Origin of the sequence: Paenibacillus sp. FSL E2-0190 (assembly GCF_037992965.1) — a bacterium.
GTDB lineage: Bacteria > Bacillota > Bacilli > Paenibacillales > Paenibacillaceae > Paenibacillus_AQ > Paenibacillus_AQ odorifer.
This window is the reverse complement of record NZ_CP150306.1, coordinates 1331693-1356045: the sequence shown is the minus strand read 5'-3', so window position 1 is coordinate 1356045 and position 24353 is coordinate 1331693. Positions and strand designations below refer to the sequence as shown.

Here is a 24353-nt window from a genome sequence, read left to right as displayed (position 1 = left end):
TATTCCTCTCTACCATGACCAGTCGACATCAGGTGCCTGATTTTTAACCGTGAAGATCCGTTCGATCACATTTTGTGTAGCTTCTGAATCTATGGATTGCCGATCAGCCTGCGTCACAAACTCCTCGATGGTCGGCTGGCCAAACTCTTCGAATACAGTCAGTCGCACTTCGTATTTTCCAACTTCCCTTACCTTAAGATTCAAACGATCTAAATTCTCATTGCTAAAAATAACCCATTGCTCACCTGCAAAACTACCGTTGTTATCTGAATCGTAACGGTATTCCCAAAGCCTACGAGCCACCATATCTTGATCTGGAGAGTAAGACATATCATCTATTGATAGGATCGCTTGTTTACCATCTGAAGGATTGCGATACACTGTTCCAGCCATCGTAAAGTATGCAAAAGGCTTCTGGTCTGGTGCTATATCAAAAGTTGTTTCGTTTCTGGCAGTTAGCCCTAATGTATTCTCCACATAAATGGTTGCTTTATATTTCCCTGGCTTCTTGAATAGCACATCTTTGCTATATACTCCGTTCAGCGATCCGCTATATTTAATATCAGAATTCGTTCCACCTGATACGGCTGTGATCGTGAATTTAGTCTTAGCATCTACTAATGGGTAGTGGGTCGGGCTACTAACGTAACTTTGTATGATAACCTTTCGATTTTGCTTTAATGTACCATCTACCCTGATAGATGCATCTGGTTTTGGCTCAATGACATTAACCTCAGTACTAGTACTTCCAGTCATTTTGTCGTCGTCCATTACAGTCAAAGCAAGTGTTTGTTCCCCCAAATGGTCTTTATCATACCAAAGCGTTCCCCTTGGCAAAGTGCTCAATTCTCCCTTAGCATTAGGCGTATCCCAAAAGTAATCCGTAATATAACCATCGGGGTCATACGACCCTGCTGCACTGGCTACAAACTCTTGTCCTGCTTTTACAGTTTTCGGTGCATTTATAAGAGCTACTGGAGGTTTTAACTCTCTCGGTAGTTCTGACGGTGATGTAGGACCTGGAAACCCTCCTCCCGGAGGATCTGAGGTTGTATACACTCCTGCTTTGACTGTAAAAGATTCTTTTAACGAGTCGAACTTACTTCTTTTGGTCACGACTTCATTCTTAAATCTCACTACTATACTTAGTTCGTACTCTTGACTGTAGTTACTTTTACCTGCCACTTTCTCCTTCGGAATTTCAAACTTGAAAGTTTCGTTTGCCGTTAGAGTTTTGGTATACACTTTTTTTGTCTGGAGTGAGCCTTCATTACCTTTCTCTTTGGCATAAAAAATCCATTCTGAAATATTCGAAATATCTTTATAGGATAGCAGTTCACCCTTCAAAGCGATTTTAACTGGCACATTCTTATTATCAAACTTAATTGGGTTTGGATTAGGTTGTTCTAGAATTGCAGAACCTGTGAGTGTAGCTTCATCTGGGAGACCATATTCAAAGCTGACTGTTCCCCCGTAGCTGTAGGTGGTGACTTTAGCGTCTGCAGTGTAATAATAGGATGCGAATGCTTTATACTTTCGTCCTTCCGCTTTACCAGATAATCCGTCATTACTTTCTTTATCCCAAGGAACACCGTCAGGGATCATATAATTCAATATAATTCTCCCATTTTTAAATTTAGGATCGTCTGCATATGATGATTTTTCAAAAGGCACAACTTTTATAGTAGATTGAATGATATCTTGATCATTAATAACATCATTTACCGATCCGTTATACCATTTTAGATATTCTTTATCTTGATAAGGTCCTGCCGTTACCTTTGTTCTAGGTGGATTTTTTGAGGGATACCCATCAGTGGCAATTTTATCATCTGTCACCATCCGATCATTTCTTTCATCGTATTGATTTATTTGCCATCTTCTTCCGTCTGAATACAACCAAATCGAGTTGTATATGTCTGTTCTATACATTGCTTTCCAAGAAGCTTTATATCCTACTACATTACTAATATATTTTTGATTAGGCACTCCTTTAAGTGCAACTTTGATTTTCCCATTTTCCAACGAGATGCTTATTTTTCCATTAGATCCAGTATATTTTAAAGTGTCTGTTTTGATAGAAGAGCCAGTTATACCATTAGGTAGCTCCAAATAAAAATCTTTAGCTGAATTGTTAGATCCAAGCAAACCAGTCGTAATAGGAACAGAAATTGAAGTTAATTTTGTTTCAGCAGCTTGCACAGATGTGGAGAATGCAAAAGGAACAAGTAACAAAAAGCACAGACATATTAAAATATCTTTTTTCATATTGATTGTCCTTTTAATAGTTGACTATTAATTTTTCATCAAATCCACCAGCATGATACATACGAATTGCAAAATAGTCAAAATCTTTTTCATATAAAAATGCTTGATAAGTGGATAGTTGTTCCCCTGGCTTGAGCGTGTAGTAATAGAATGCACTTTTATTGTTGATTTTCTCTTCATTTACCTTCGGCCAAATTGGGTCTAATTCCCCCCCATATTTTAGTGATAAAACCCATTTTTCTTTTTGATCATTTAAGGATCTTTTAACAATTTTATTGCTGTTATTCTTAATCGTAATCTTAGTCCATATGAAATGTTTAGGTTTGCTAACCATTACTCCAAATGAGTCATATTTAAATTGTCTCACTAAATTTTGTGCATCTTTTGACTTGAAATCATAAATCATAAACTTCTCCAGCGTATAACTAAGCCCACCCGCCGTAACCGTAACCGGCAACTCTAAATCCTTTTTCAAACCATATTTACTTAAGTTATCCCTCATAATGGGTGCTGGTGTAGCAGCAGGTTTTGCTGTAACTGATGGTGTAGCTGCGGCTATTGGTGTAACCGCTGCTGCGTTAGTAATCACGTTTTGCCCCGATACCATGCTAAGTAACATTGTTGTAGTCAAAGCTGCTCTTAAAATGTTCTTCTTCATCACTGAATCTCTCCCTTTTCTTTAATTGGCTTTTCTTACTTATTGAACTTATACTCCTGAACTGCTGGCACCCTGATGGGCTGTTGTGTTTTGGATCTGAAGATCAGAACCGGGTGTTCCGTCTCTATGACGGCAATAACCGAAGGACCTGCGATGTATTTGGTTATGCCATATTCGCTATCCTCGTATAAAAGTGGAAAATTCACGCCATCGGAATCGTCAATAATATCGAACTTCACAATCTTTACTTGTGTCTTAAAACGACTGCCCCCTTGGGGGGAAAGGCCGCTATCAAGGCCTAGATTGTTCTGTAGGGTTTGCTGAAAAGTATCGTACGCATCTTCGGGATCTATAATCAGACGACCACGAGTCAATTCGGTCTCATCTAATTCCTGTGCGGCATCGTGAACAGCGATATTATTTGCGTCTTTTAACATGCTGCGCAGCTGGTCCCACTCCTGATTCTGGATCTGAAAGAACCAGGAGTAGATAAAGATCAGTAGGACAAATGCCAGCTTAATAATGTAATCCATAAATTACGCTCATCCCTTAGTCAATCGAGATACTCACTCATAATTGATCCATGCCCATAATATCGAGTCGGCTGCGAAACCGTAGAAAAATTATAAGGAAACAGATTTATCCGCGGCGCGGTTACATACACATCAATTCGTTGCTTTCGCTCTTGAACGGTGTCTGTACTGCTAGTAATTTCTATCGAAGCTTCAGAAAATCCAATCGCTTTCAGATTTGAAATTACTTCATTCCGCATAGAAGCTGTAACCATCCCCTCTGTTGCTGCTTTTTGTGTGATATAGGACGTATTAGCTTTGACCTGTAAATCTAGCAGATAATCTATGTAGGTAAAGATAGGCTGCAGGATAATAAACAGGACTAGCCACATGAACAATGCCCGGAGGACGGTCTCCTTCATTAGACACGCCTCCTTCTAATACTGTTCCACTTGCTTAGTATGTGAGATGATATCGTCCTGACTGCTGCCGATCATATGCGTAGCTACCGTGACAAACATCCCCGCAATTACAAAGCCAATGGCCAAAAACATAGCGACGGAAATAGAGTCTTTTTTCATCTGACTTATACCAAAACGTGAGTCATGGACATAGTTAGTGCAGTCTGGCTGGAATCCAGCGGTTGAGTTAGAGATACCCCCGGGATCGTCGGTCTATTATCATCGGCAGCATTAATCACGTCACGCACCAGAGGAATCAAAATGGCAATTACGATGGCCACACACAAAAAACCGATAGCGATAAACAAACCTGTAGAAATAGCGTCTTTTTTCATTGTTAATTTCTCCCTTTTTATTTTAGGTTTTAAAAATAAGGTTGAATATACAATTTTTCACTGGAACATGCCGACTCCATTAAAATTTCCTTTGATTAGCAAAATGTACTGCATCGCCATGGCAACGATCATCAAAAAAGTAGCAATCGATGGAATAACATTAATAATCGTCGATAGATCACCGATGAAAGACCATTTTTTCAAATACTGATCGCTGGAGATTTTGGAGATAATCTTGCCTTGTTCACGCAAATAGTTTGCAGCTTCCGTGTCATCATCCATGCCTTCTGTCGCCAGTAAAATGGACCGGATGTCATTAATAAAGTGATGGTTATCCGGAAATTTGGCACAAAACCATTCAATCGCCCCCTCCACACCCTCATCTACTGCCCGTTCTGACAGCTCATACAAATCCTGACGTATATATTGAAAATGTCCCGCTGTACTCCCACAAAAAGCACCAAACTGCACATATCCGCGCTTACGTAGGCGATTATTCTCATAGAGACGAATGAAGGAGATCAACTCGCCATCTTTTTGAATATTCGTCTTTTGGTGAAGCCACGCCAACACCCAACCAAGCGGAAGATAACGCATCGGACTGCTGATTACGAGAATAAGTAGAGCAATTAGAGGGTCATAGAATGAAAAAGGAACAGATCGGATGAAATCGCTGACGACTTGGCTAAATAAATAGATGATTGCCGCTGAATAACGAAATAGCGTAACTTTTCGAGCCGAAATTGATAAATTGCATTCATTCAACAATTGCTGAAATCTATCACTCTGCACGTGTTCACCCAGCGAATTCCACCGGATGCCCAGTCGGACAAGATATCGTTCCTGCTTACTGCTGCTGCTCACAAACACAAGTAATGCGACATACACGATTCCGATCACTGTAATTAGTAGCAATAATCTATCCATAGTTCATCACCTTAGTGGTAGTCCAGTTTGGGCCTGGCAAGAATAGTACTGATCACAAAAGAGATAAAAAGACCGGAGACGATCACCATCAAAAAGGAAAGGCCTACCGTAGTTTCGAACTGCAGTTGAAAATAGACATCGGGCTTCAGCATATACATAAAGGTTCCAACCGTAGATACCAGCACCAGAAGATTCCCATATAAGCCAAGGCTGATCGCATCTCTGCTTCCTGCTTTTACAGTTAAAATCGTCTCTCTCTGCTGCTCCATAGAACGATTCAACAGCATTAGCGAGCTTTTTAAATAACGGGTTCCCTCCTTCTCGGCATAGAGCAGATCTGATATAAACTCTAAAGCGAAGGTGGTGCCAATCGCGCTGGAGAATCTCCCTGCCTCCTCAACAAGCTCCTTCTCATTACTGTAATTAGAAAATGCGGCACCTAGCAGCTTCAGAGGGCTTTTTAGTACATTTTTATCTGTAAGAAAATCCGCTGTCCGATCAAGGATCGAATCTACCGACAAATGTGTGAATTTAGTGGATATTTTGACTACATCGAGGAGATCGTAGCTTCCATGTACCTTCCGCTGTGCATAGATGTATCTCATACGAAAATAAGGAATCGTCGCAGATATTACAGCTATAAAAAGCGGAAATCTCCACGCCCCCTGAATCGGCTGTCCTTCATTAAAAGTAATCCCCTCCAAAAAAGGATTGTTAAAACTCAACCTTCCAGGGAGCTCACTAAGTGTCAGTAGTCCTGATAAGAAAACCGCAATAAACAAAATGGCTGTACGCATAACAAAACGCATAACGCTAATACCCGGTTCATACTTCCGGTGTACGAAATACAGAAGCTTGTCCAGATGGCGGTAGAGCCACAGCCTTTTTTTAACCGAGCTAACTCTTTTGCCAAAAATACTCATCTTATGTTTAATTCGAAAATCGAATTTCTGGACTACCTGCCGTAAATGCCTTTCGATGAGCAGTTTGGTGAGTAACCACAGTCCCCACACAATCCATAAATGAAGGACAAAACGAAAAATATAAAATAGTAAATCCATAGCTGTACCTCCTTCACTCATTAAGTACTATCTTAGATTTCAAGCTTTCTTTAAGCGGCTGATCCATCGGCTTTGTTGATGCAAGTCGCCCCAGCTCTTTCTGGACAATCTGTGTAGCCTCCGCATTTTTCTTAGTCATTTTCAGCATCAGATTTTTCGTCAGCTTGTCATTATAAGACCAACACATTTCCTCCGGCTCCCAGCGCATAAGATCATTAGCAAACACTGAATTTCTATCCTCTTCGTAAAAGATTTCTGATATTCGCGCCAGCCGCTTCTTCCCGTTCGGGACACTCTCCAAAATAAACACCAGCTCGCATGATTTCAGCGCAGAAATCAAATGCCCCTTTAGACTCCCGCCAATTCTTGTCGACACAGCAAACGCACCTTGATAAGGAATGTCCTCCGAATCCACGGTGTGGAAGGTTCCGGTGATCCCGTCGTATCCTTTTTCCCCACTCCACAAATAAAATTCCCACTCGTTATAACGCATCTCCGTCATATACAAAATATTTGGGTCATGCCGCAGCGACTCTACTCCCACCTCCATCAGTTCCTCATTCGCAGCTTGAATTGGAATAATCCGATGCCCTTTAATTTGATACGGTAAAATGGATTCCGGATGTTTCTCTATCATCACTACTCCCATGCAGGAGGAAGAGCCAAGCAGTTGCTCACCAACGATCGTATTGGCAAAGGTTGTTTTTCCTGACCCTACAGCACCCGCAATAATGGTATTGCGAAACGTGGACGATAACGCCCGAATGAACTCAACCGCCTCGGCAGGAATACATTCCGTACCCGCTTGATCCTCCAAATCCAGAAATTCCACAACCTGTCGCCGCAGTGATATCGTAGTAAAACCCTCCCAGACCCTAGGTGATACCCAAATCGCAAGCCGAATAAATCTACCTGGCCAAAGCGGATCATCCATTTTGAACTCCACCGAAGGATTATCCTTGTTCAGCTTTTTATTGGGATCACTTTTTAGCAAGGAACGCTTCAGCTGCTCCACCCGATCCAGTGAAGGCATCTCATACGGGTAAGCTATAAACTCACCTTTATGGTTATAAAAAATTTGCTTCCCAATCATTTGTAATCCGGTTGACTCGCTGTATGCACGATCAGTAAACCAACGATACGCTGGTCCAAAACCCTTCCACTCGTGATACAGGGCCTCTGCCGCCGTTCGGTACGCTTCTGGAACCTTTCCAGTAAAAGGTGTTTTTCGTAAGTACTTCTCAATCTCATTCATAAAAAAGCTAACTGCCTGCGGATCGCCAATTAATGCCTTTGCATTTAGCTCGAAGTAAGCGTCATCCTCACGTTCTAGCCCTTCGTTCATCTCGGTTTTCATTTTTTGTAAAAAAGCATAAAAATCTTCCTTGCCCGGTTTGCTAGTGCGCAACACGCTTTGTTTTAGAGAAAAGAGTGGACGACTCGCGAGAGTTTCAATCATAGAAATATCCCTTTCTTTTTGGCCTCTGGCGCTAATCCCATCGACACCAATAGAGAATGTACCTTATCATCCACATGCTGTAGCTCTTTTTTGCCTAGAGGCAAGCTTTCCTGCAAGGGCTGGTAATACGGTAGCTCCAGCAAGATTTCAGTGCCAAATCTAAGGGCCATATTTTTGGACGAAGATATTTCCTCCACATTACTGCGGTTAATGATCAGCTGGAAATCATGCGGACGCAGATCTATATGCCCCGCAAGCTCGAATAGAGGTTCTAATCTATGTTCATGTTTAGGATGAGTGACAATCATGCGTAACGACGACTTTTGCATACCGACATACCACGCAGCACTCTCGGGAATTGAACCGAAATCAGCAATAACCACATCCGCATTTGCTCCAGCTCTAGCCAAGAAATATTCGATCTCTTCCTCCAGATAATCCTGGACACTCAAGTAGTCGTAATTCCCCGGTAGATACAAATAGCCATCCTGCCTAATCAATTGCTCGAAATCTTCATCATGAATCATCTTCCCTGTAAGCTTGGGGTGCAATTTGTCTAGACTTATCGTCGCTTTGCGGTCATACCCGGGGTCATATAAATCCAAACCAAGTACAAGAACACGTAGACCTGCCGCAGCAATTCGTCTTGCGAACAGCTTCGCCACACTCGTGCAGCCAATGCCTGGACCTGAGCCAAAAAAGCCAACCAAATTGCTCCGTTCCTCGCCATCCTCTTCCAGGATAAAACGAATCTTCTCTATCACTGCTGACGAGGTAGAACGAGGAGGAATAAAATATAGACCTAAGCTTTCACATAACATATGCACAGCTTGATAGCCGCGAATTCCCTTTTGCAGATATAAATACAGGATCATAGAGCTTGGATATTTGTATCGCAGCTCGCTAAGCGCTTGAACAGATACCTGGTCACTAGTAACCATTAACATATGACCTTCGGTATGCGCCGGATCGGGATACACGTTTTGTGTAACTACATTAAATCCCGCGTTTTTGATATCATTAATCGTTAACTGATCTATGCCCAGACTAAATATTTTCAAGGCAATCTCCCCCTACTCTACCCGTACGATCCACAGTTTTTTGCCCTGCTCCAAAAATTGCCCTAGCCGTTGACCCTCACTTTTCTTCAGCTTCAATTCTGGTGTCGCCACCTTGCCAGTAGAAGTGAATCGGTTATTGTTGTTGCCTTTCTCAGAATCCTGCACATCATTATTGTCTTCTGTTCGCACATAGTTCACGGTAACTCCAGATAAAAAGATCTCTTTAGCAGGATCGCTAAGCAAGCTTTGTTTTTTCACCTGTTCCTCGTTTTCTTTTTTAACTGTATTTGAACCAAGCGCCTCTCGCTGCTTCTCTCGCTCACCTTCTACAAGATAAATGTCTACCTTATCCCGGCTTCGCAACGAACCATTGATGGCATAAATAGCCTCCTTCGGAATAGGAAATATACCTTCATCCTGCAAAGGCTCTAAATCACTAACATCCACCAGTGATGCTGTCAAAATACTACCGTTAGTCAGATTCACATTCGTAATTTTGTACTCCACTTGTGCGATTTCCGTAATTACACCAGAAGGTATATCCTTGGTCTGAACAGAATCCAGATACAAATCACTTGCTTTCAGCTCATAATTTTTAGGTAGAGATTCCCCAGCTCCCACCTTAACTTTGACCACGGTTTGGGAAAGCACGTAGGGCTTGAAATAGAGATCATAACCTAGCAAACCCCCGAATCCAGTAATCAAAATGAGACTTGCGAAAAAATAATTACGTTTTAACAAACGTCCCCGCTGTAACGCCAAACCTTCCACCTCCTTAACTACATGATTTTTGAGAACGACAAAAAGCACCTTGGCATAAATAGCCAAGCTGCTGGTAAAATGCTTTTTTACCTGATAGAGATTTAGTGAACTATTAAATTAAAGGGTTCCGGTGAAAGCCCTCGGGCATAACCGTTGCTTTCACCGGAGAATACCTTTATTTAAATACTACAGTTTTGTTCTGATGGACGAGAATCCGGTCCTCGATATGCCATTTCACCGCACGAGCCAGAACAACACGTTCAATGGTACGCCCAATCCGTTTCAGCTCAATAACATCATCACTGTGGCTTACCCGCTGCACATCCTGTTCAATAATCGGTCCACCATCTAGTTCTTCAGTAACATAGTGAGCGGTTGCCCCGATAATTTTCACCCCACGTTGGTACGCTTGGGCGTATGGATTGCCGCCAATAAAGGCAGGCAGGAAAGAGTGGTGAATATTAATAATCTGATGGCGATAATGCTCAATAAAGGACGGCGAGATAATCTGCATATACCGTGCCAATATAATCACATCGATATCGTCTCCGATGACCTCTAACTGGCGTTTTTCTGCTTCAGCCTTAGTATCCGCTGTGACTGGAATATAATGAAATGGAATGCCAAACGACTCGACATAAGATTTCATATCCAAATGGTTACTAACGACGAGGGCAATATCGGCATCGAGATCGCCCGCTTGCCACTGCCAGAGCAGTTCAACAAGACAATGGTCTTCTTTAGAGACGAATATGGCAAGTTTCTTCTTATGACGAACATTAAAGATCTTCCAGTCCATCTTAAAACGCTCCGCCACTCCGCCAAATTGAGAGCGAATCTCTTCCAGACGATCGCCTAATTCAGGTAGGTCAAACTCGACTCTCATAAAGAACATTCCACCATCTGGATCCATCGTATACTGATCCGACTGCACAATATTTGCGCCATGCTGATACAGAAAGTGTGATACAGCCGCCACAATTCCCGGTCCGTCAGGGCAGGAAATAAGCATACGTGCCCGGTTGGAATAATGCTCGACACCCGACGAATTGTTTCTTTTTACGTGTAATTCCATGACCCTCTTCCCATCCTCTCATCTACATACGCAATCTGAAGTATAGCTTAAGCGTTCACGAGCACTTAATTGCCTGCTAACCAAGCAATTAAACGATGATTAATAGCTTCCTCGCTTAGTTGCGGGAACAGCTGGGCAGCGACAACTTCATCGTATAAACGCTCCAGTGGTTCACGTGGATCAGCTTTTTTAGCTTTGGCATCGTTCTTCAGCAGCTCCCAGACATTAAGTACATATTGACGGGAATCAATCTCCTGCTTGGCAAAAAATTCACGTAATGTTTCAACATCCTGCACGAATTCCGGTCCAAAGCGTTCAGCTACGTTACCACGCAGCAAAGCGATCTCCACCTCATACATCGGACGTTGTGTCTTAGCATCTTTACCAATCCATGGGGTCTCCAGAATGAAAGGCAGACCTTCCAGCTTTTCATGGTGTACGATTTTGTTAATCGTATCAAACCCAATCCAACCCGAGCCAATTGGCGTGTGACGGTCTTTGCGAGCGCCACATGGATTTTTACTGTCATTAATGTGGATTACACCAAGACGATTCAACCCGATAGTCTCATCAAATTTGTTGAGAACACCGTCCAAATCATTAACGATATCATAACCAGCATCATGAATGTGGCAAGTATCAAGACAGACCGATAGACGTTCGTTATGTTCGACCTTAGCAATGATAGAAGCGATTTCTTCAAAACTGCGGCCGATCTCTGTTCCTTTGCCAGCCATAGTTTCTAGAGCGATATGCACTTCCGTTTCATTCGTGCCTCCAAGCACCTCATTCAGGCCATCTGCAATCCGCTGAATACCATATTCAGCATCTTTATCAGTGAACGCACCAGGATGTAATACAATATGCTTGACCTCAAGTGCATGGGTACGGCGTATTTCCTCTTGCAGGAAATCAACAGCCAGTTGGTACGTATTCTCTTTATAGGAAGCGAGATTAATAATGTAAGGTGCATGGACAACAATCTCCTCTACACCATTCTCTTTCATAACTTGCTTCCCTTCGTTGGGATACATGGCATCAATCGGCTTGCGGCGCGTATTCTGCGGCGCTCCTGTATATATCATAAACGAGCTGGAACCATACTCATTTGCTTCATTTGCTGCGGTCAAAAGACCCTTGTCCGAGCAAGACACATGTGAACCTATTTTCAGCATACTTCTTCCCTCTTTCCTTCACGAATTAACCCCTATTCTACCGTGATCGGAAAAATAAATCTAGACGAGGCCAATATGCCGGGTTCTGCTTCGCAAAACTTTGGAAATAAGCTATACTTTAATATGAGAATAATTCGTGTGAGAATCCTCATTGCCAAAAGGTGGTGTATGCATGTTTATCCAATCAGGACTTGGTTTATTATCCACACCGAGCAATTGGTTTATGAACTCTATCGCTTTCTGGACATTTATGCTGCTTGGTTCCATGTGTATCGGCGGTTTTTTTATGTTCCGCAAATTCCTAAAGGTCCTGCCCAAAGCTGATGGAAAGTCAAAGCTAGACTGGCAAAATTACTGGGTGGAACGTAGCCGCCCGCTCTGGAGTGACGAAACAAAAGCCTTTTTGGACCAGCTTGTTCAACCTGTACCTGGGCCATTTCGTGATATTGCGAAGCATTCTATTGCTGCCGAGATCGGAAAGATCGCCGTCGAGAGCAATGCAAAAGAAGTTACTCGCGATCACTGCATTAAAGGTTACATAGTTGCCACACCGCGGCGCGATAACCGTTTTCTTATCAATTTTCTCGAGAAGAATAAAATCGATTACTCTGCTTACCAGCATTTGTTTAAGTAATTTTTAATGAATTGTACGATTTAGAACGGAGGCCCTCCTTTGAAATATGTGATATGTGGCGGCACCGGTTTTATAGGTAGCGAACTAGCAAAATACTGGCTGCAAGCAGGTAATGAAGTTGCTATTGTAGGTCGGAATTTACCAAAAGACGCAACAACAATTCATCCTAAACTGAGTTACCACACCTGGGACAGTCTAAGTTCTAATCCCGATCCAGTGGAAAATGCAGCTGCCCTAATTAATCTCGCCGGAGCTTCCCTTAGCCAGCGCTGGAGTCCAAGTGGCAAAAAAGCGATTATGCAGTCCCGACTTGCAACCGTTTCCGCAGCAGCTAAGTTAGTAGATCAAATGAAGCAAAAGCCTTCCGTAATCATTCAGGCTTCCGCCGTAGCGATTTACGGTACCTCTTTAGAGGATACTTTTAGTGAATCCTCACCAGCCCAGGTCATGGATTTCCCTTCAGAAGTAGTTAAGACATGGGAAGAGGCTTCAGATGAAACCTACCATGATATCCGCGTGGTCAAGCTGCGTACCGGAGTTGTGCTCGGCAATGAGAGCGGAGCATTCCCCAAAATGAAGCTGCCTTATTTATTAGGTTTTGGCGGCAACATTGGCTCTGGAAAGCAGTGGCTCTCTTGGATCCATCTGACGGATATTGTGCGTCTAATTGATTTCTGTACGCAAAATCCAACGATTAACGGACCTGTTAATGCGACTGCTCCACATCCGGTAACGAACGAAGAGTTCGGCAGAACGATTGGCAAAGTCTACAAACGGCCGCACTGGTTCCCTTTGCCAGCCTTCCTGTTAAAAACAGCAGTCGGGGAATTATCCGAAATCTTACTCAAAGGTCAGCGCGTCCTGCCCGCAGCGGCATTAAATCATGGCTTTGACTTTACCTTCCCTACACTTCAAGTCTCTTTAGAAAATTTGAAAAAACAAAAATTGTAGAGCCACATTCATCGTTGGAACTCACCTTCATGCTGTATGAAATGTGTAGCTTCCTTTTATAATTTTAAATGTGGTTCCCTCTGTAAGTGGATACTCTTTATACGGAACCATGGCTTCACCTTGAAAAAGCGTTCCATTTCTGGAGTCAAGATCCTTCAGAATATATCCGCTGGTGCTTCTAGATATTTCAGCGTGTACTCTAGAGGCTCCTTCTGATCTTTCCACATATTGAGCCACCTCTGCCGATCGGCCGATAATGAAGCTAGTTCGATTTAACTCGATCATTTCCACCTCTTCACCCTCCTCACCGCTTCTTTGGAGATAAGGAATACTCCGATCCAGCTTTTCGATTTGTCGTCCTTGCTTAGGCGGTTTCTCCTGTGATAATAAAGTTGTTGGTGCTATGGCTTCTGGTGCTTTAATAGAACAATGTTCCTCTGTTAGTGATTCATGACGGGTTACCGGAACGTTAGCTGCTGAATCTGAGAATTGCGGAGTTACCTTTGGGATTGTTGCTGGAGGACGTGTAGAAGCCACAGGGTTCCTGCCAAAATTCCACTCCAATTCTTTCCGACTCGGATTACAGTTAGTATCTTCAGAATCCTCACTCAGACAATCCTCATCTTCTTTACCAACCTTTAGCCTTCCGCTCCAAACCATCCAGCTTAAAACAGCCAATACAATCGTCACAACTCCACAGACGGCAAGCCATAACGGCTTTGGTCTATCCAAATATAGAAACTTCCACAGGAGTGCATCGCCTAATAGACACCCTAGCACTATATAGGTTCTTGAGCTTGAGGCTTGCGGATTCGTTACCTGTTCATCCTCCAAGCTTAGAGACAGGCTCTCCTCCTCTTTTATCTTAAGATTAGGATAGCTGCTGATCCAAGGAGTAGCAGTCGGCTGCTCCAATCCCTTATCTTCGCGATGCTCATATATTTTTCTTAATGGTGGAGCTGCTGCCTCTTTCACTAGATATTCTTTTACGCCTTCATGAAGCTGTCTTTCAGGTGTAACGGGCTCTCTTTCTGTCAGCAACTCTGATAAAAGAATCTTTAAGCCAGCTGGAGTAAATCCCTCTTCACTGCAATATTGCAATAGTCTTTGCACACCACTGCCAGTAAGCTCTGTGATAGATGCCATTAACACCATGATTAGTGACTTGAGTGACTCTCCAAGCTTTGAACCAGACTTATTCTCCTGAATGGGTATGTAGGTCAGGTATACTTTACCGCTCTGTAACGACCCTTCAATAAAAATGTAATCTGCATGCAAAGCATACTGTTCCGCCCGCAGCATATATAACCTGCCATCTTCCATGCCTTGGGCAATTTGCAGCAATAACCCGAAAAATGAGCTCATACTTAGCTTCTCTCCTTTGAGTAGATGACTAAGCATTTTTTTGCGTAAAACAGCGTATTCCATAGTAACCTTCATATCTATTTCTCTAAGTAATAGCCTCAAATGATGAGGAATGTCGGTGTTCATCAGCATGCGCGCCTGAATCAAATTAAGCTTCTCCGCAGGTATTCCTTCGGGTTCACCAAGGATCATATATATACCATCCTGTTGTATAAAATCACGAGTTAATCCGAACAACAAAACATCACCTCCCGAACTAAAAGTATAGATAAGCGCATATGGAACCAGGGATAACAGCCAGCATGAAAGGGAATTTCAACAGTTCACTATCGTTATTTTTTAATAGAAACGGGCTCTTCCATAAAATAAATCCAGAAATTCTGCTGATGATCTTACGCGAACGACTGACCGCCTCCCGTCTCTTTAAAACAATTAACCAGCCTATTAAAGCACCAAATAGTACGGAGTACATGACGACTTGCAGCGTAAACAACATCCCTGTCCACGCTCCGATTCCAGCAAAAAGCTTAACATCCCCCGCGCCAACCGCCCCTATTAAATGCATGATCAGAAGGACTGTAAATCCTACAGCAGCTCCCCCGAAAGCCCTCAGCAGTCCATGCCAGCTATTGATCACCCCTTGTGCAAGCAGACCGGTGAGCAAGCCTGACAAGGTGATCCAGTTTGGTATTCTCATCGACTTCAAATCTGTAATCAGTGCCGCTGCTAAAAACGGTAGACATCCCCAAAATGTCCACTCTGCCATTTATTACACTCCTTTTTCCACCCTTTCACTTCACTACTGTGAACATAACCTCAACAGATCTACCATCATCCAGTTGTATAACAAACGGCCACGAGCCCGGTGTGGTATTTACACCAATTTTCCATTCCCACTCGATATATCCATCTTCATCCGCTTGTTTCCAGCCTAAATATTTGGCAGTACTGCCCCCGCTCTTATAAAAGACTGACAAGCTGGCAGAAGCATTCGGCGGTATTCTGGCACGAACCTTGCCTTGCTTATTCGCTACAGCCGGGTTCGGCTTTTCTAAGATTTCAATGAATTCATCTGGTTGGCCAGTACCGTTCCCCTCCTTGGCTGCGCCTTCTCCCGTATCCCCGATCCAGAGGCGTTCAACAGCACTTGCTTCTAAAACAATACTTTGGTTTAGAAAGGGGACCTTCATCGGCAACTTATAACTAACCACTAGCCCAAGGTAGGGACGAGTACCCTCTTTTAGCTCCGGCACCATAACATTAGATACATGAATTCGCTCATAATCCAGTAAATCTGATGTCAGGTATGGTTTCAATAAAGGTTTGATCGCAAGATCAAGTACACTTTCACTAGTCTCTGCCTGAAGCTTCTGCAACGGTCCCTCACCACTTTCTAAAGCCGACATAACCCACTCATTTAACGGCTTGGGTAAAGACTCAGCATAACTATCGCCCCAATCAGTAAGTGACAAGCGAGGAATAGTCCAATTCAGGCCAGCAGAATGATCACTGTCATCCCCTCCCGAATCATCACTTACTTCGCTGGATATTCCCCATTTCTGCACCGCCAAAGCCGCAGGATACATATGAGTTGAAATAGACTTTACAGTGTCTGATGCTGTACTTTGCAAAGCTGTCGAATACAAGGTCATCTGTACGATAGAAATCAGGAACAGGACGAATAGCAGGAAGAACGGAAGAACCATCGCCGCTTCTACTACCATGCTACCTTCTTCCTTGTCCTCCCCTCTGATTCCATACCCATCCCCCATCTCCTTACCAACCTCCCGCTAATAAGAATAATCAGCTTTTACTGCCCTCAGATACTTATTCCCTTGTACCTCTCCCGGAAAACCAGCAGTGTAATTCAACATTTTAACTACACCTGGCAGAAACCATAACTGCATTTGGAGCTTAATGTCCGATGATACATAGGTGTTTCTTTCCTCAGGATTTATTCCTGTGTTCAGTTGAATTAGAGCCAGCATCCGCGATAGCTGCACTTCCCCGCCTCCATGCATTATCATGAACAGTCGCAGATGATCACGGTAAGTCAGCTGCGCCGGCATATATTTGGATAAAGGAATCGCATCCTTCTCACAAAGCTGCAACATATCCTGAATGGCATGCTGGATTCCATACAACAGTGCCGCCGCTAGAACAGCCAGTGGATTTCCCAAGGTTGCCTTTTCTATAAATCCTTCCATTGTGCGAATGGACAACCTCATCGCGAATATTTCGGCATAGGCTGCGGCCACATTCCCTGCGGGATTATGAAATCCGTATAAAATGTATTCCAGCTCCTGAGCGCGAGGATCAAGCTGATCTGTGAGCTCACTAGTGTCTTCCAGAGAATTCAGTGCCAGACTAGCTAACTTTGAAACATCAAAATGCTGAAAATAAAGCGCGGAATACTCCGTTTGAAAAAGCCTGTCTCTAGCGCCCCCCATAATGCCACTCATTGCTGCATAAATCCCGTCAATATCCTTCATCGCCGAGCTTCCAGCAGCATAGGGATCTGAGGACACTTCAGATTTATCAGAGGATTGAGACTCCAATCCGTTGTTAAATGAAACATTGTCCTCATAAAATTGATGAAGGATTTGATAACGTTCCATCGAAGCTGCCGCTCCGCTACCTAGCATTCTAATTTTGTCCAGCAGTGCTCTAACCTCGCCCAGCTTGGATTTGGCTTCCCACTCTACTTGCTTACGTGCTTTATCCGAGCTGCGATGCTCTTCAAGAAAAGCCAAATCACTAGCGATAACACTTCCCTTCTTACCGTATTTTTTATAATAGTTGTCCACTACATGCGAAGCCCCTAGAACAGAGGAAATCATTTGGTAGGAATCGCCGTTGACTCCCAAAGCTTCATGCAACACTCCTGATAATCCTGTTACCGTCGGTTCAATGGACTCGTACGCACCTTGCTGCATAAATAAACCATTCTCCATACTACTAATGTCAGCCGAAGAGAGGATCAAGGCATCTTCCTGTTCATGCAGCTTTTTAAGTGGCTCAGCGCTTATTTCCCCCGAGTTTCCCGGAATATCCCAGTCCTTAGCAGGATCGTCTGCCAGATTTACGCCACTTATTCGGGAAGCTGCCAAAACATCTCTCATCCGGTCATTCAATTGCTGCGCTTTGTCTAACGCATCCTTCGCTTCCTCCATTGATTGTCCATGTTCTTCATGAAAGGTTGTTAATAAGGATGGGAGCCGCGACAACATCTCTGAAGTTCGGCTCTGATAAAGTGCCAACTGATAAGTGTACTTTGCAGGCTTTTTACTATCACGATATAGATCTTCGTAATATTTGCCAAGATAGTCACTATACTGTGCTGGTATATCCGCGGCTGCTTGCATGCTTCCGAGCGAATGGGCCGAGATAGAATCTCCGGGCGGATTCATAATCCATAGCAGTACTCTTCTTCCACTCTCCGCCGCTTGGCTTCTCCGCTCTAACATTAGATCCAAATTCTCTTCACGTTCATCATATAAAGGTTGCAGCTTACTAAGTAATTCAGTAGCTCTTGAGGCCTCTGCCATTACGCCCGACAGCGGCTTGAATTTACCTGCCAGCTCCAAGGCGAAATCAACCGGAGCCTTATATTTCATCTCTTCCAGTATTTGATGACGAAAAACATCATAACTTCCCAGCGGTCGGCTCCATTCCAAAGAGGAGGATTCCAGTGCAAAGGGTAAGAGATTGAACGTATCCCCCCGCCCACTTTTATGCAAATTTTCATTGAGCACTTTGGACAGTAGCATATCACCATCACTATCACCGAATGCAAATAAACCGTATCTCTCACGCAATTCAACATGATATGAAGACATAACAGAGCGGATACTGGCTCTCGCCAATCGTTCCTCCTGAACGTTGAACGCAGCGATTCGCGCATAATCAATCAGCACAGCAGTAAATAGAAAGACGAAAGCCAGCACCATGATTAGAAAAATTGTAACTGAGCCTTCTGTTTTGCCCTTAGCAGGACAACCCGTAATTATACTTTTCATTAAAACCCCCTCCCTTGAACAGAGATTTTACTTATCCTGAAGCTTGGTCAGCATAGCAGAAGCATCCTTCTTATCCATGTAAACTGCAGATCCACTACCCTCAGAGCCCCCTTTAAATTTAGCTCCAAAATAACGCATCAGGTCGACCGTACGAATAAACTCAACAGGCTCGACAATGATAGACTGGGCTTCAACAGTTGGGTTAGCCTCATCCGATAGAACGCTATCAAGCACAGGCAAGCTCAGTAGACGATTTAACTCGGCCTTTACTCTCCGTCCTGTAAGGCTGTGAGCATAACGCATAGTTCCTGGCATATTGTCCGGAATCATAGTAGACGATTGGCCCAGTTTAAGCACTGGCAATTCATTCTTCTCTGATAATTCACCGGGCAACTCTATTGTCACGCCAGCACTGCCAGCTTCTCCACCAAATAATGAGGCTAACAAGGCATCATCCCCAATTCTCCAATAAAGGGAGTCATACTTACCAGCCATGTAAGAACCAGAGACCTCCTTGTGACTGTTGTCCCAGTTGTAAGCCGCCCGCTCAGTAGCTCCTGAGGCCACTTGCAACAGCATGGACTTCTGATAGCTATACAAGCAAAAAAACAAAAGAAGCATCGTAATAAACATGACGATCGGCAACAGAAGTGACGCTTCAATAGTAAAACTGCCTTGATCACCCTTAAGCTTGTTCAATCGAATACTTCCTGACTCTTTTCACCCGCCGTTTTAATTAAGGCTTCTACTACTTCTTGAATTTTGTCCTTAAACAAAAGAACAACTGCAATCAAGACAGCAATAATCAAAATCATCTCCAAAGTTCCTAAACCTTCCTCGTCTTCCCAAAAGTTCTTCATACTGTCCAACATTGTTGATACCATCAGCTTCAGCCTCCTACATTTTTAACATCAAAAATGCTGGCGTTCCCACCAGTACAATTACTATTAAAAAGATAACTACCATTGGAAAAACTAATTTAGAGGATGCTTGCTCTCCGCGCGTCCGGCTAAGTGCCTTTCGTTTATCCCACAACATCCGCGACAGATCACGTAGCGATAGCACAAAATCCGCTCCACCTCTGCGATAATTCAGCAAAACTGTCGTTGTGAATACCGATACCTCCTGTACAGCGCATCTCTTGCTAAAATTTTCAAAAGCCTGCTGGAAAGAATATCCGCCCTCCCATTCACTAGTCATAGTCATTAGCTCCTTATACAGAGGATGATTCGTATCCCCCCGGTGGCTTTCCACACAGCGAATAATAGCTCGTTGCACGGTCTCTCCTGCGCCAACCAACAACACAATACTGTTCAGCAGCTCTGGCAATTCGAGCATAATATTCTGCTCCCTAACTCTCACCTTTTTGTGCAGATCACTGACCATAGCGGTTGGTAGAGCAATTGCCAAAAACACACCCAATATCATACCTGCCTGTTCGCCACTAAATGCTGTAATCAAGCTTCCACCTACAAGCAACAGCCAGCTGTAACTTAGCATCTCACCCATGAACAGCAGGGTCCGCTCTGCGCTATAACGCATCCCATAACTGCGCTGTAGAGAACGCTGAATTCTGAACAACAGTGAGGGAAACCGACTGGCGATACCACTCTTCTCAATAAGCAGTAATAACGGTTCGCCTAACTTCCGAAGCCGTAATCCTTCCATAGGAAGAATGCGTAACGCGACATATCTGTTGCCGCATTGAATTCGCAGTAGAACCCAGACTATCAGCAAAATAACAGTAACCACCGCACATAGCCAGCGCATGGTTCACCCCCTTCACAGTGGAATGTCCATTATTTTAGTAGTCCAGAGATAACATAGGAATAAAGCAACAAGCGCTAATGTCGATATGGCTATACCCGCTCCTGTATACATTGGCTCCATATATTCTCCAGCCGTCAAACTCATAAACATCACCATGATCAGCGGAGATATCAGCAGTGCCTTAGCCTCAAATTTCTTCTGAGCAATACTTACAGCAATATCCTGCTGAATATCCAGCTTCTCACCGATAATCGTTGATGTACGGCGCACCACTTCTACAAGATCACCACCAGTACGTTTACAGACCGAGAACACATCCGCGAATCGCTCGATGTCCTCCATTCCCGCTCTTTCACTAAAGTTCCGCAGCGCTTCTTCCACAGGCTGTCCATATTCCATGCGTGCACAGATAATGTTTAACTCGGAGATCATATCACTGCTTCCCTCCGGGTCGAGCATACGTAAATCCTGAACCGCCTCTCGGAATGCATTCTCCACCGAACGCCCAGCTGAAAGGGAGGAAGACAGCGAAAATAACGTCTGCTTAAATTGTAAATTCAGTGCATTTCGACGTCTTTTCAGTAGATAGTTACGCAGCATATGCGGGGCATAAGCTCCGCCAGGCATAAGCAGCAACGACAGCAGCCAATGATGATAAAAAAGATATCCAATTCCATACATCAGCAGTCCACCTGCAGTAAGGGTCAGAATCCTCTGCAGCAAGGTCAATTCGTATACCTTATAATCTGGTAATAACGAAGGACCGTCAGGATCCGCTTCTACAGGCTTTGCAGCAACAAATTTAAACTTAAGCATGTCCTCCCCCCCTTCTGGAATTTTGAATCTCTATTGAGCCAATGGATAGGAGTTTACACCAGCCATCCTAAGTTTCGTTGTATGCAACAATGGGTTACCACAGGGAAGCAGCCCCCCTTGCACCCTTCCCTCTCGTTCACCAGCTTCTTGAAATTCATATAAGGGATTCAAGATCACTTCCCCGTCTTTCAACCCCGCAACCTCACTGATCTCCATCACCCGCCTGGAACGATCACGGAGACGTGATAAGTGTACGAAGATATCAATTGCCGATGAAATTTGCTGGCGAACAATAGCTACCGGAAGCTCCGCAGCACTTAGCACCATCGTCTCCAGTCGACTGACCATATCGTGTGCGCTGTTACTATGGCCGGAAGACAAGCTTCCATCGTGTCCGGTGTTCATAGCCTGCAGCATATCGAGACATTCCGCTCCCCGTACCTCCCCCACAACAATCCGGTTAGGGCGCATTCGCAGAGAAGAACGAATCAAATCTCGGATGGAAATCTCCCCTCTACCTTCCGTGTTAGCATTCCTAGTCTCCAGTGAAACAAGGTTCGGCACGGTTACAATCTGCAGTTCAGCGGAATCCTCTATCGTAATGACCCTCTCCTGTGGGGGGATATACTGAGATAATGCATTAAGAAAAGTAGTCTTTCCAGAGCCTGTCCCGCCACTAATAAAAATATTGTATTTAGCAGCCACTAAAATTTGCAGCAACTCTGCGGCTTCCAAGCTTAAAGCTTCACGACGGACTAAATCCTGCATCGTCATCGGTGTTTCAGGAAATTTCCGAATGGTCATCGCCGGGCCTTTCAGAGCTACTGGCGGAAGCACGATATTTACACGCGATCCGTCTTTTAGCCGAGCGTCAACGATAGGAGAAGAATCATTTACAACCCGGTTCACACCGGATACAACCGTTTGGATAATATCCTCCAACCTGCTACTGGACTCAAATTCCAAATGGAGACGACGAATCTGCCCCTCCTCTTCTACAAAAATCTCAGTATGGCTGTTAATCATAATCTCAGTGATCGCCGGATTATCCACTAAGGGCTGGAGTACATCCAATCCTCGAAAAGAATCGAACAATCTCTTCACGAGCTCATGTTTCTCCTGTGCTGTTAAATAACGCAGATTTTCGCTGTCCAAAATTGTCCTTTCAATATATTGGGTGAGTTCACGATTTCCAACTGCAGAAGTAACATCTAATCCTGCCCGGATGTCACTGCGAAGTGCCTTAAACATTTCCTCATTCATGTAAACCCTTACCAGTGAATACTTGCGGAAGCGACGGTTCTATAATCTGCTTGCACAGCTGTAAGATCTCCTTTTGGAATTGTGGTGAGTTCAGAAAAAGCTCCTCACGGTGCTGCAGCGTCCAAGATGGGATATACGGAAGTACACCTTCAACGGTAATTCCTTCCGGAGGTGTCCACACCTCTAAACCCTCTGCGGCAAAATTCACGGCAAATCTACTTTTGTCCATCACTTGGCTGGGCATACCAGAATTAGGAGCATTGCAATGGGATAGCCATCTCATGGTCTTATGAATGCTTACCTCGTCATTTCTAACTACCCACAATAGAATTCCGCATTTATGTAACACAGCTTTGGCACGTTCTTCTTCAATACTGCCGGTATCTATTATAACTACGTCAAAATTTCTTTCCGCAACCAACAGCGCCAACAAATCTAGCGTATCCTGCGTAGTCATCTGCAGCATTTCTTTTACATTAATAATTGGCCTAAAAGCAGCACTTCGAAGGTGATCATACCTAATCACGTATTGCCCCAAATCAATCGTATCGGCTCCGCCCTTATCCCGGCTGGCTTTGATTTCATAAAGGAGCCGCTCTAGTCCAGGCGTATTTCCTGCAGGGGGCCGTAAAAATAATCCACTGCTGTCCACACTTTCAAGATTCAAATAAAAGACCGAAAGCCCCAATTCACCTAGCTGCTTAGCCATATTCATAGCTACTGTGGTTTTGCCCGTGTTCCCGCTTGAGGAGACGATACCGAGCAGCAGCGTTTCATCTAATACAGAGGAACCTCTAGCTCGTTTCACTTCACATAGTTGAATAAATGCTCCCAGCAGAGAAGGCAGTGCCTGATATTTCGCAATCATGATGCCTCCAGCCAGGCTTTTAGAACTCCTGCTAAGATAAGCTCCCTCCTCACTCAAAACTGCCCAAGGCACCTTAGTTCTTCCCTCCACAAGCCAAGCCTCGATAAAAGTAACGTCACCTACAACAGCATCCGGCATATCCTCTCCCCTCATAAAATCGATAAAAGCATCCAGCCGACTAAAAGCCGTGATTCGCAGCATTTCTCCATACTCACTATGATGAAGATAGTGTAGCAATGGTTCGATATATTGGCTTTCACGCACTGCGAGTACAATCCTTGCCGCCATAAAACCTCTCTCCTTTCGCAAGAAATTTATAAATATTGTCAAAAAAAAGACAGCAAAAAAGCACCGACAATAACCGTGGATACGGTACATTGAACGGTGCTTCCGTTACTATCCCTTTAATTTACAGCTATAGTAGCATATATATAAGAAGGCAGCAATAAGTTTTTTCGCACATCAAGTGGTTTTTAGACTCTCATCGTATCTTCACGCCAATTCTTGATGGCAGACCGGATATCGGCAGGACTAAGCTTTTCCTTCACCGCCCGCTGACATAGTGCCGGAAACTCTTCATCTCCTGCATACCGAAGCGCAATAATCTGAGCTAATTCAAGCTCTGAATTTAATACTTCACCTGTCAATCGGAAATACCGGAACTGCTCCTCTACCCTCACTACTCGATCCTGATTTTTTGTGGCATAAATTCGAATTCGAGTAATCGCAAATAACAGGCATAGAGATAAACCAAATAATAGCAAGGGCACTGTTAAAGCACCATCATCACGTAACACCTGAACGACATAAATTCCCGACCACACAAATATAATCAGCGCTAGCGGCATAGTTACAAAATGATAAGGCCAATCAAAACGCATAAAACCTTTAGGCTTCCCCTTGTTCATAATTC

The 24353-nt window shown here is 43.8% G+C and carries 26 protein-coding genes; 2 read left to right on the top strand and 24 right to left on the bottom strand.

Features of this window, described 5'->3' with window-relative positions:
* Positions 1–9 precede the first annotated feature (9 nt).
* The 13 genes from NST25_RS05870 to NST25_RS05810 all read right to left on the bottom strand — a co-directional run bounded on the left by NST25_RS05870 (position 10) and on the right by NST25_RS05810 (position 11754).
* Entirely contained in the window at positions 10–2268 is a 2259-nt protein-coding gene (locus tag NST25_RS05870; protein WP_076304502.1) for a PKD domain-containing protein, read from the bottom strand.
* A gap of 13 nt (positions 2269–2281) precedes the next feature.
* Complete coding sequence (locus tag NST25_RS05865) at positions 2282–2926, bottom strand: hypothetical protein (RefSeq protein WP_340393468.1); 645 nt, start codon at positions 2924–2926, stop codon at positions 2282–2284.
* Between the two features lie 35 nt (positions 2927–2961).
* Positions 2962–3459, bottom strand: a complete 498-nt coding sequence (locus NST25_RS05860) for a hypothetical protein (protein ID WP_076128182.1) — start codon at positions 3457–3459, stop codon at positions 2962–2964.
* A gap of 20 nt (positions 3460–3479) precedes the next feature.
* Positions 3480–3860, bottom strand: a complete 381-nt coding sequence (locus NST25_RS05855) for a hypothetical protein (RefSeq protein ID WP_036681716.1) — start codon at positions 3858–3860, stop codon at positions 3480–3482.
* Between the two features lie 15 nt (positions 3861–3875).
* Positions 3876–4019: a hypothetical protein gene (locus NST25_RS05850; protein ID WP_162636675.1), complete on the bottom strand. Its 144-nt coding sequence runs from the start codon at positions 4017–4019 to the stop codon at positions 3876–3878.
* 5 nt (positions 4020–4024) lie between these two features.
* Positions 4025–4234 (bottom strand): hypothetical protein, encoded by a 210-nt coding sequence (locus NST25_RS05845; RefSeq protein ID WP_076128184.1) that lies wholly within the window; start codon positions 4232–4234, stop codon positions 4025–4027.
* Positions 4235–4291: 57 nt separating this feature from the next.
* Complete coding sequence (locus NST25_RS05840) at positions 4292–5161, bottom strand: hypothetical protein (RefSeq protein WP_076194733.1); 870 nt, start codon at positions 5159–5161, stop codon at positions 4292–4294.
* A gap of 11 nt (positions 5162–5172) precedes the next feature.
* Complete coding sequence (locus NST25_RS05835) at positions 5173–6222, bottom strand: hypothetical protein (RefSeq protein WP_076128188.1); 1050 nt, start codon at positions 6220–6222, stop codon at positions 5173–5175.
* Between the two features lie 13 nt (positions 6223–6235).
* The gene (locus tag NST25_RS05830; RefSeq protein WP_076128190.1) at positions 6236–7681 is read right to left on the bottom strand and encodes an ATPase, T2SS/T4P/T4SS family; all 1446 of its coding nucleotides are present in this window, start codon (positions 7679–7681) and stop codon (positions 6236–6238) included.
* A complete protein-coding gene (locus NST25_RS05825; RefSeq protein WP_340393467.1) occupies positions 7678–8742 on the bottom strand; it encodes a hypothetical protein in 1065 nt (354 codons plus the stop codon). The genes NST25_RS05830 and NST25_RS05825 overlap by 4 nt, the downstream gene beginning before the upstream one ends.
* Positions 8743–8754: 12 nt before the next feature.
* Positions 8755–9504: an SAF domain-containing protein gene (locus NST25_RS05820; RefSeq protein ID WP_076128193.1), complete on the bottom strand. Its 750-nt coding sequence runs from the start codon at positions 9502–9504 to the stop codon at positions 8755–8757.
* Positions 9505–9679: 175 nt separating this feature from the next.
* A complete protein-coding gene (purU, locus tag NST25_RS05815; RefSeq protein ID WP_076128195.1) occupies positions 9680–10579 on the bottom strand; it encodes a formyltetrahydrofolate deformylase in 900 nt (299 codons plus the stop codon).
* A 65-nt stretch (positions 10580–10644) separates the two neighbouring features.
* Positions 10645–11754 (bottom strand): deoxyribonuclease IV, encoded by a 1110-nt coding sequence (locus NST25_RS05810; protein WP_036681702.1) that lies wholly within the window; start codon positions 11752–11754, stop codon positions 10645–10647.
* Positions 11755–11926: 172 nt separating this feature from the next.
* Between NST25_RS05810 and NST25_RS05805 the strand changes: the two genes are divergently transcribed.
* A complete protein-coding gene (locus NST25_RS05805) occupies positions 11927–12388 on the top strand; it encodes a DUF2621 domain-containing protein (protein ID WP_076128197.1) in 462 nt (153 codons plus the stop codon).
* A 48-nt stretch (positions 12389–12436) separates the two neighbouring features.
* Complete coding sequence (locus tag NST25_RS05800) at positions 12437–13339, top strand: TIGR01777 family oxidoreductase (protein WP_305953557.1); 903 nt, start codon at positions 12437–12439, stop codon at positions 13337–13339.
* A gap of 27 nt (positions 13340–13366) precedes the next feature.
* On the opposite strand, the gene NST25_RS05795 is transcribed toward NST25_RS05800, so the two are convergent.
* The 11 genes from NST25_RS05795 to NST25_RS05745 form a co-directional block, all read right to left on the bottom strand.
* On the bottom strand, positions 13367–14944 hold the full coding sequence (locus tag NST25_RS05795; RefSeq protein ID WP_076128201.1) for a DUF6382 domain-containing protein: 1578 nt from the start codon (positions 14942–14944) through the stop codon (positions 13367–13369).
* Positions 14945–14960: 16 nt separating this feature from the next.
* Complete coding sequence (locus NST25_RS05790; protein WP_312149731.1) at positions 14961–15470, bottom strand: prepilin peptidase; 510 nt, start codon at positions 15468–15470, stop codon at positions 14961–14963.
* 25 nt (positions 15471–15495) lie between these two features.
* Positions 15496–16476 (bottom strand): TadE/TadG family type IV pilus assembly protein, encoded by a 981-nt coding sequence (locus NST25_RS05785; RefSeq protein ID WP_340393465.1) that lies wholly within the window; start codon positions 16474–16476, stop codon positions 15496–15498.
* An 18-nt stretch (positions 16477–16494) separates the two neighbouring features.
* Positions 16495–18723, bottom strand: coding sequence for a hypothetical protein (locus tag NST25_RS05780; protein ID WP_340034086.1), 2229 nt, complete (start codon positions 18721–18723; stop codon positions 16495–16497).
* 27 nt (positions 18724–18750) lie between these two features.
* Positions 18751–19422, bottom strand: a complete 672-nt coding sequence (locus NST25_RS05775; RefSeq protein WP_340393464.1) for a TadE family protein — start codon at positions 19420–19422, stop codon at positions 18751–18753.
* On the bottom strand, positions 19419–19607 hold the full coding sequence (locus NST25_RS05770) for a Flp1 family type IVb pilin (protein ID WP_036681690.1): 189 nt from the start codon (positions 19605–19607) through the stop codon (positions 19419–19421). The genes NST25_RS05775 and NST25_RS05770 overlap by 4 nt, the downstream gene beginning before the upstream one ends.
* Positions 19608–19620: 13 nt before the next feature.
* A complete protein-coding gene (locus NST25_RS05765; protein ID WP_340393463.1) occupies positions 19621–20493 on the bottom strand; it encodes a type II secretion system F family protein in 873 nt (290 codons plus the stop codon).
* A gap of 12 nt (positions 20494–20505) precedes the next feature.
* Positions 20506–21309, bottom strand: a complete 804-nt coding sequence (locus NST25_RS05760; protein ID WP_340393461.1) for a type II secretion system F family protein — start codon at positions 21307–21309, stop codon at positions 20506–20508.
* Positions 21310–21339: 30 nt separating this feature from the next.
* Positions 21340–22572, bottom strand: a complete 1233-nt coding sequence (locus tag NST25_RS05755) for a CpaF family protein (RefSeq protein WP_340393460.1) — start codon at positions 22570–22572, stop codon at positions 21340–21342.
* The gene (locus NST25_RS05750) at positions 22565–23728 is read right to left on the bottom strand and encodes a hypothetical protein (RefSeq protein ID WP_339189933.1); all 1164 of its coding nucleotides are present in this window, start codon (positions 23726–23728) and stop codon (positions 22565–22567) included. Before NST25_RS05750 ends, NST25_RS05755 begins: the two co-directional genes overlap by 8 nt.
* Before the next feature lie 185 nt (positions 23729–23913).
* Positions 23914–24348: a DUF6526 family protein gene (locus NST25_RS05745; RefSeq protein ID WP_339189931.1), complete on the bottom strand. Its 435-nt coding sequence runs from the start codon at positions 24346–24348 to the stop codon at positions 23914–23916.
* Between the last annotated feature and the right edge of the window lie 5 nt (positions 24349–24353).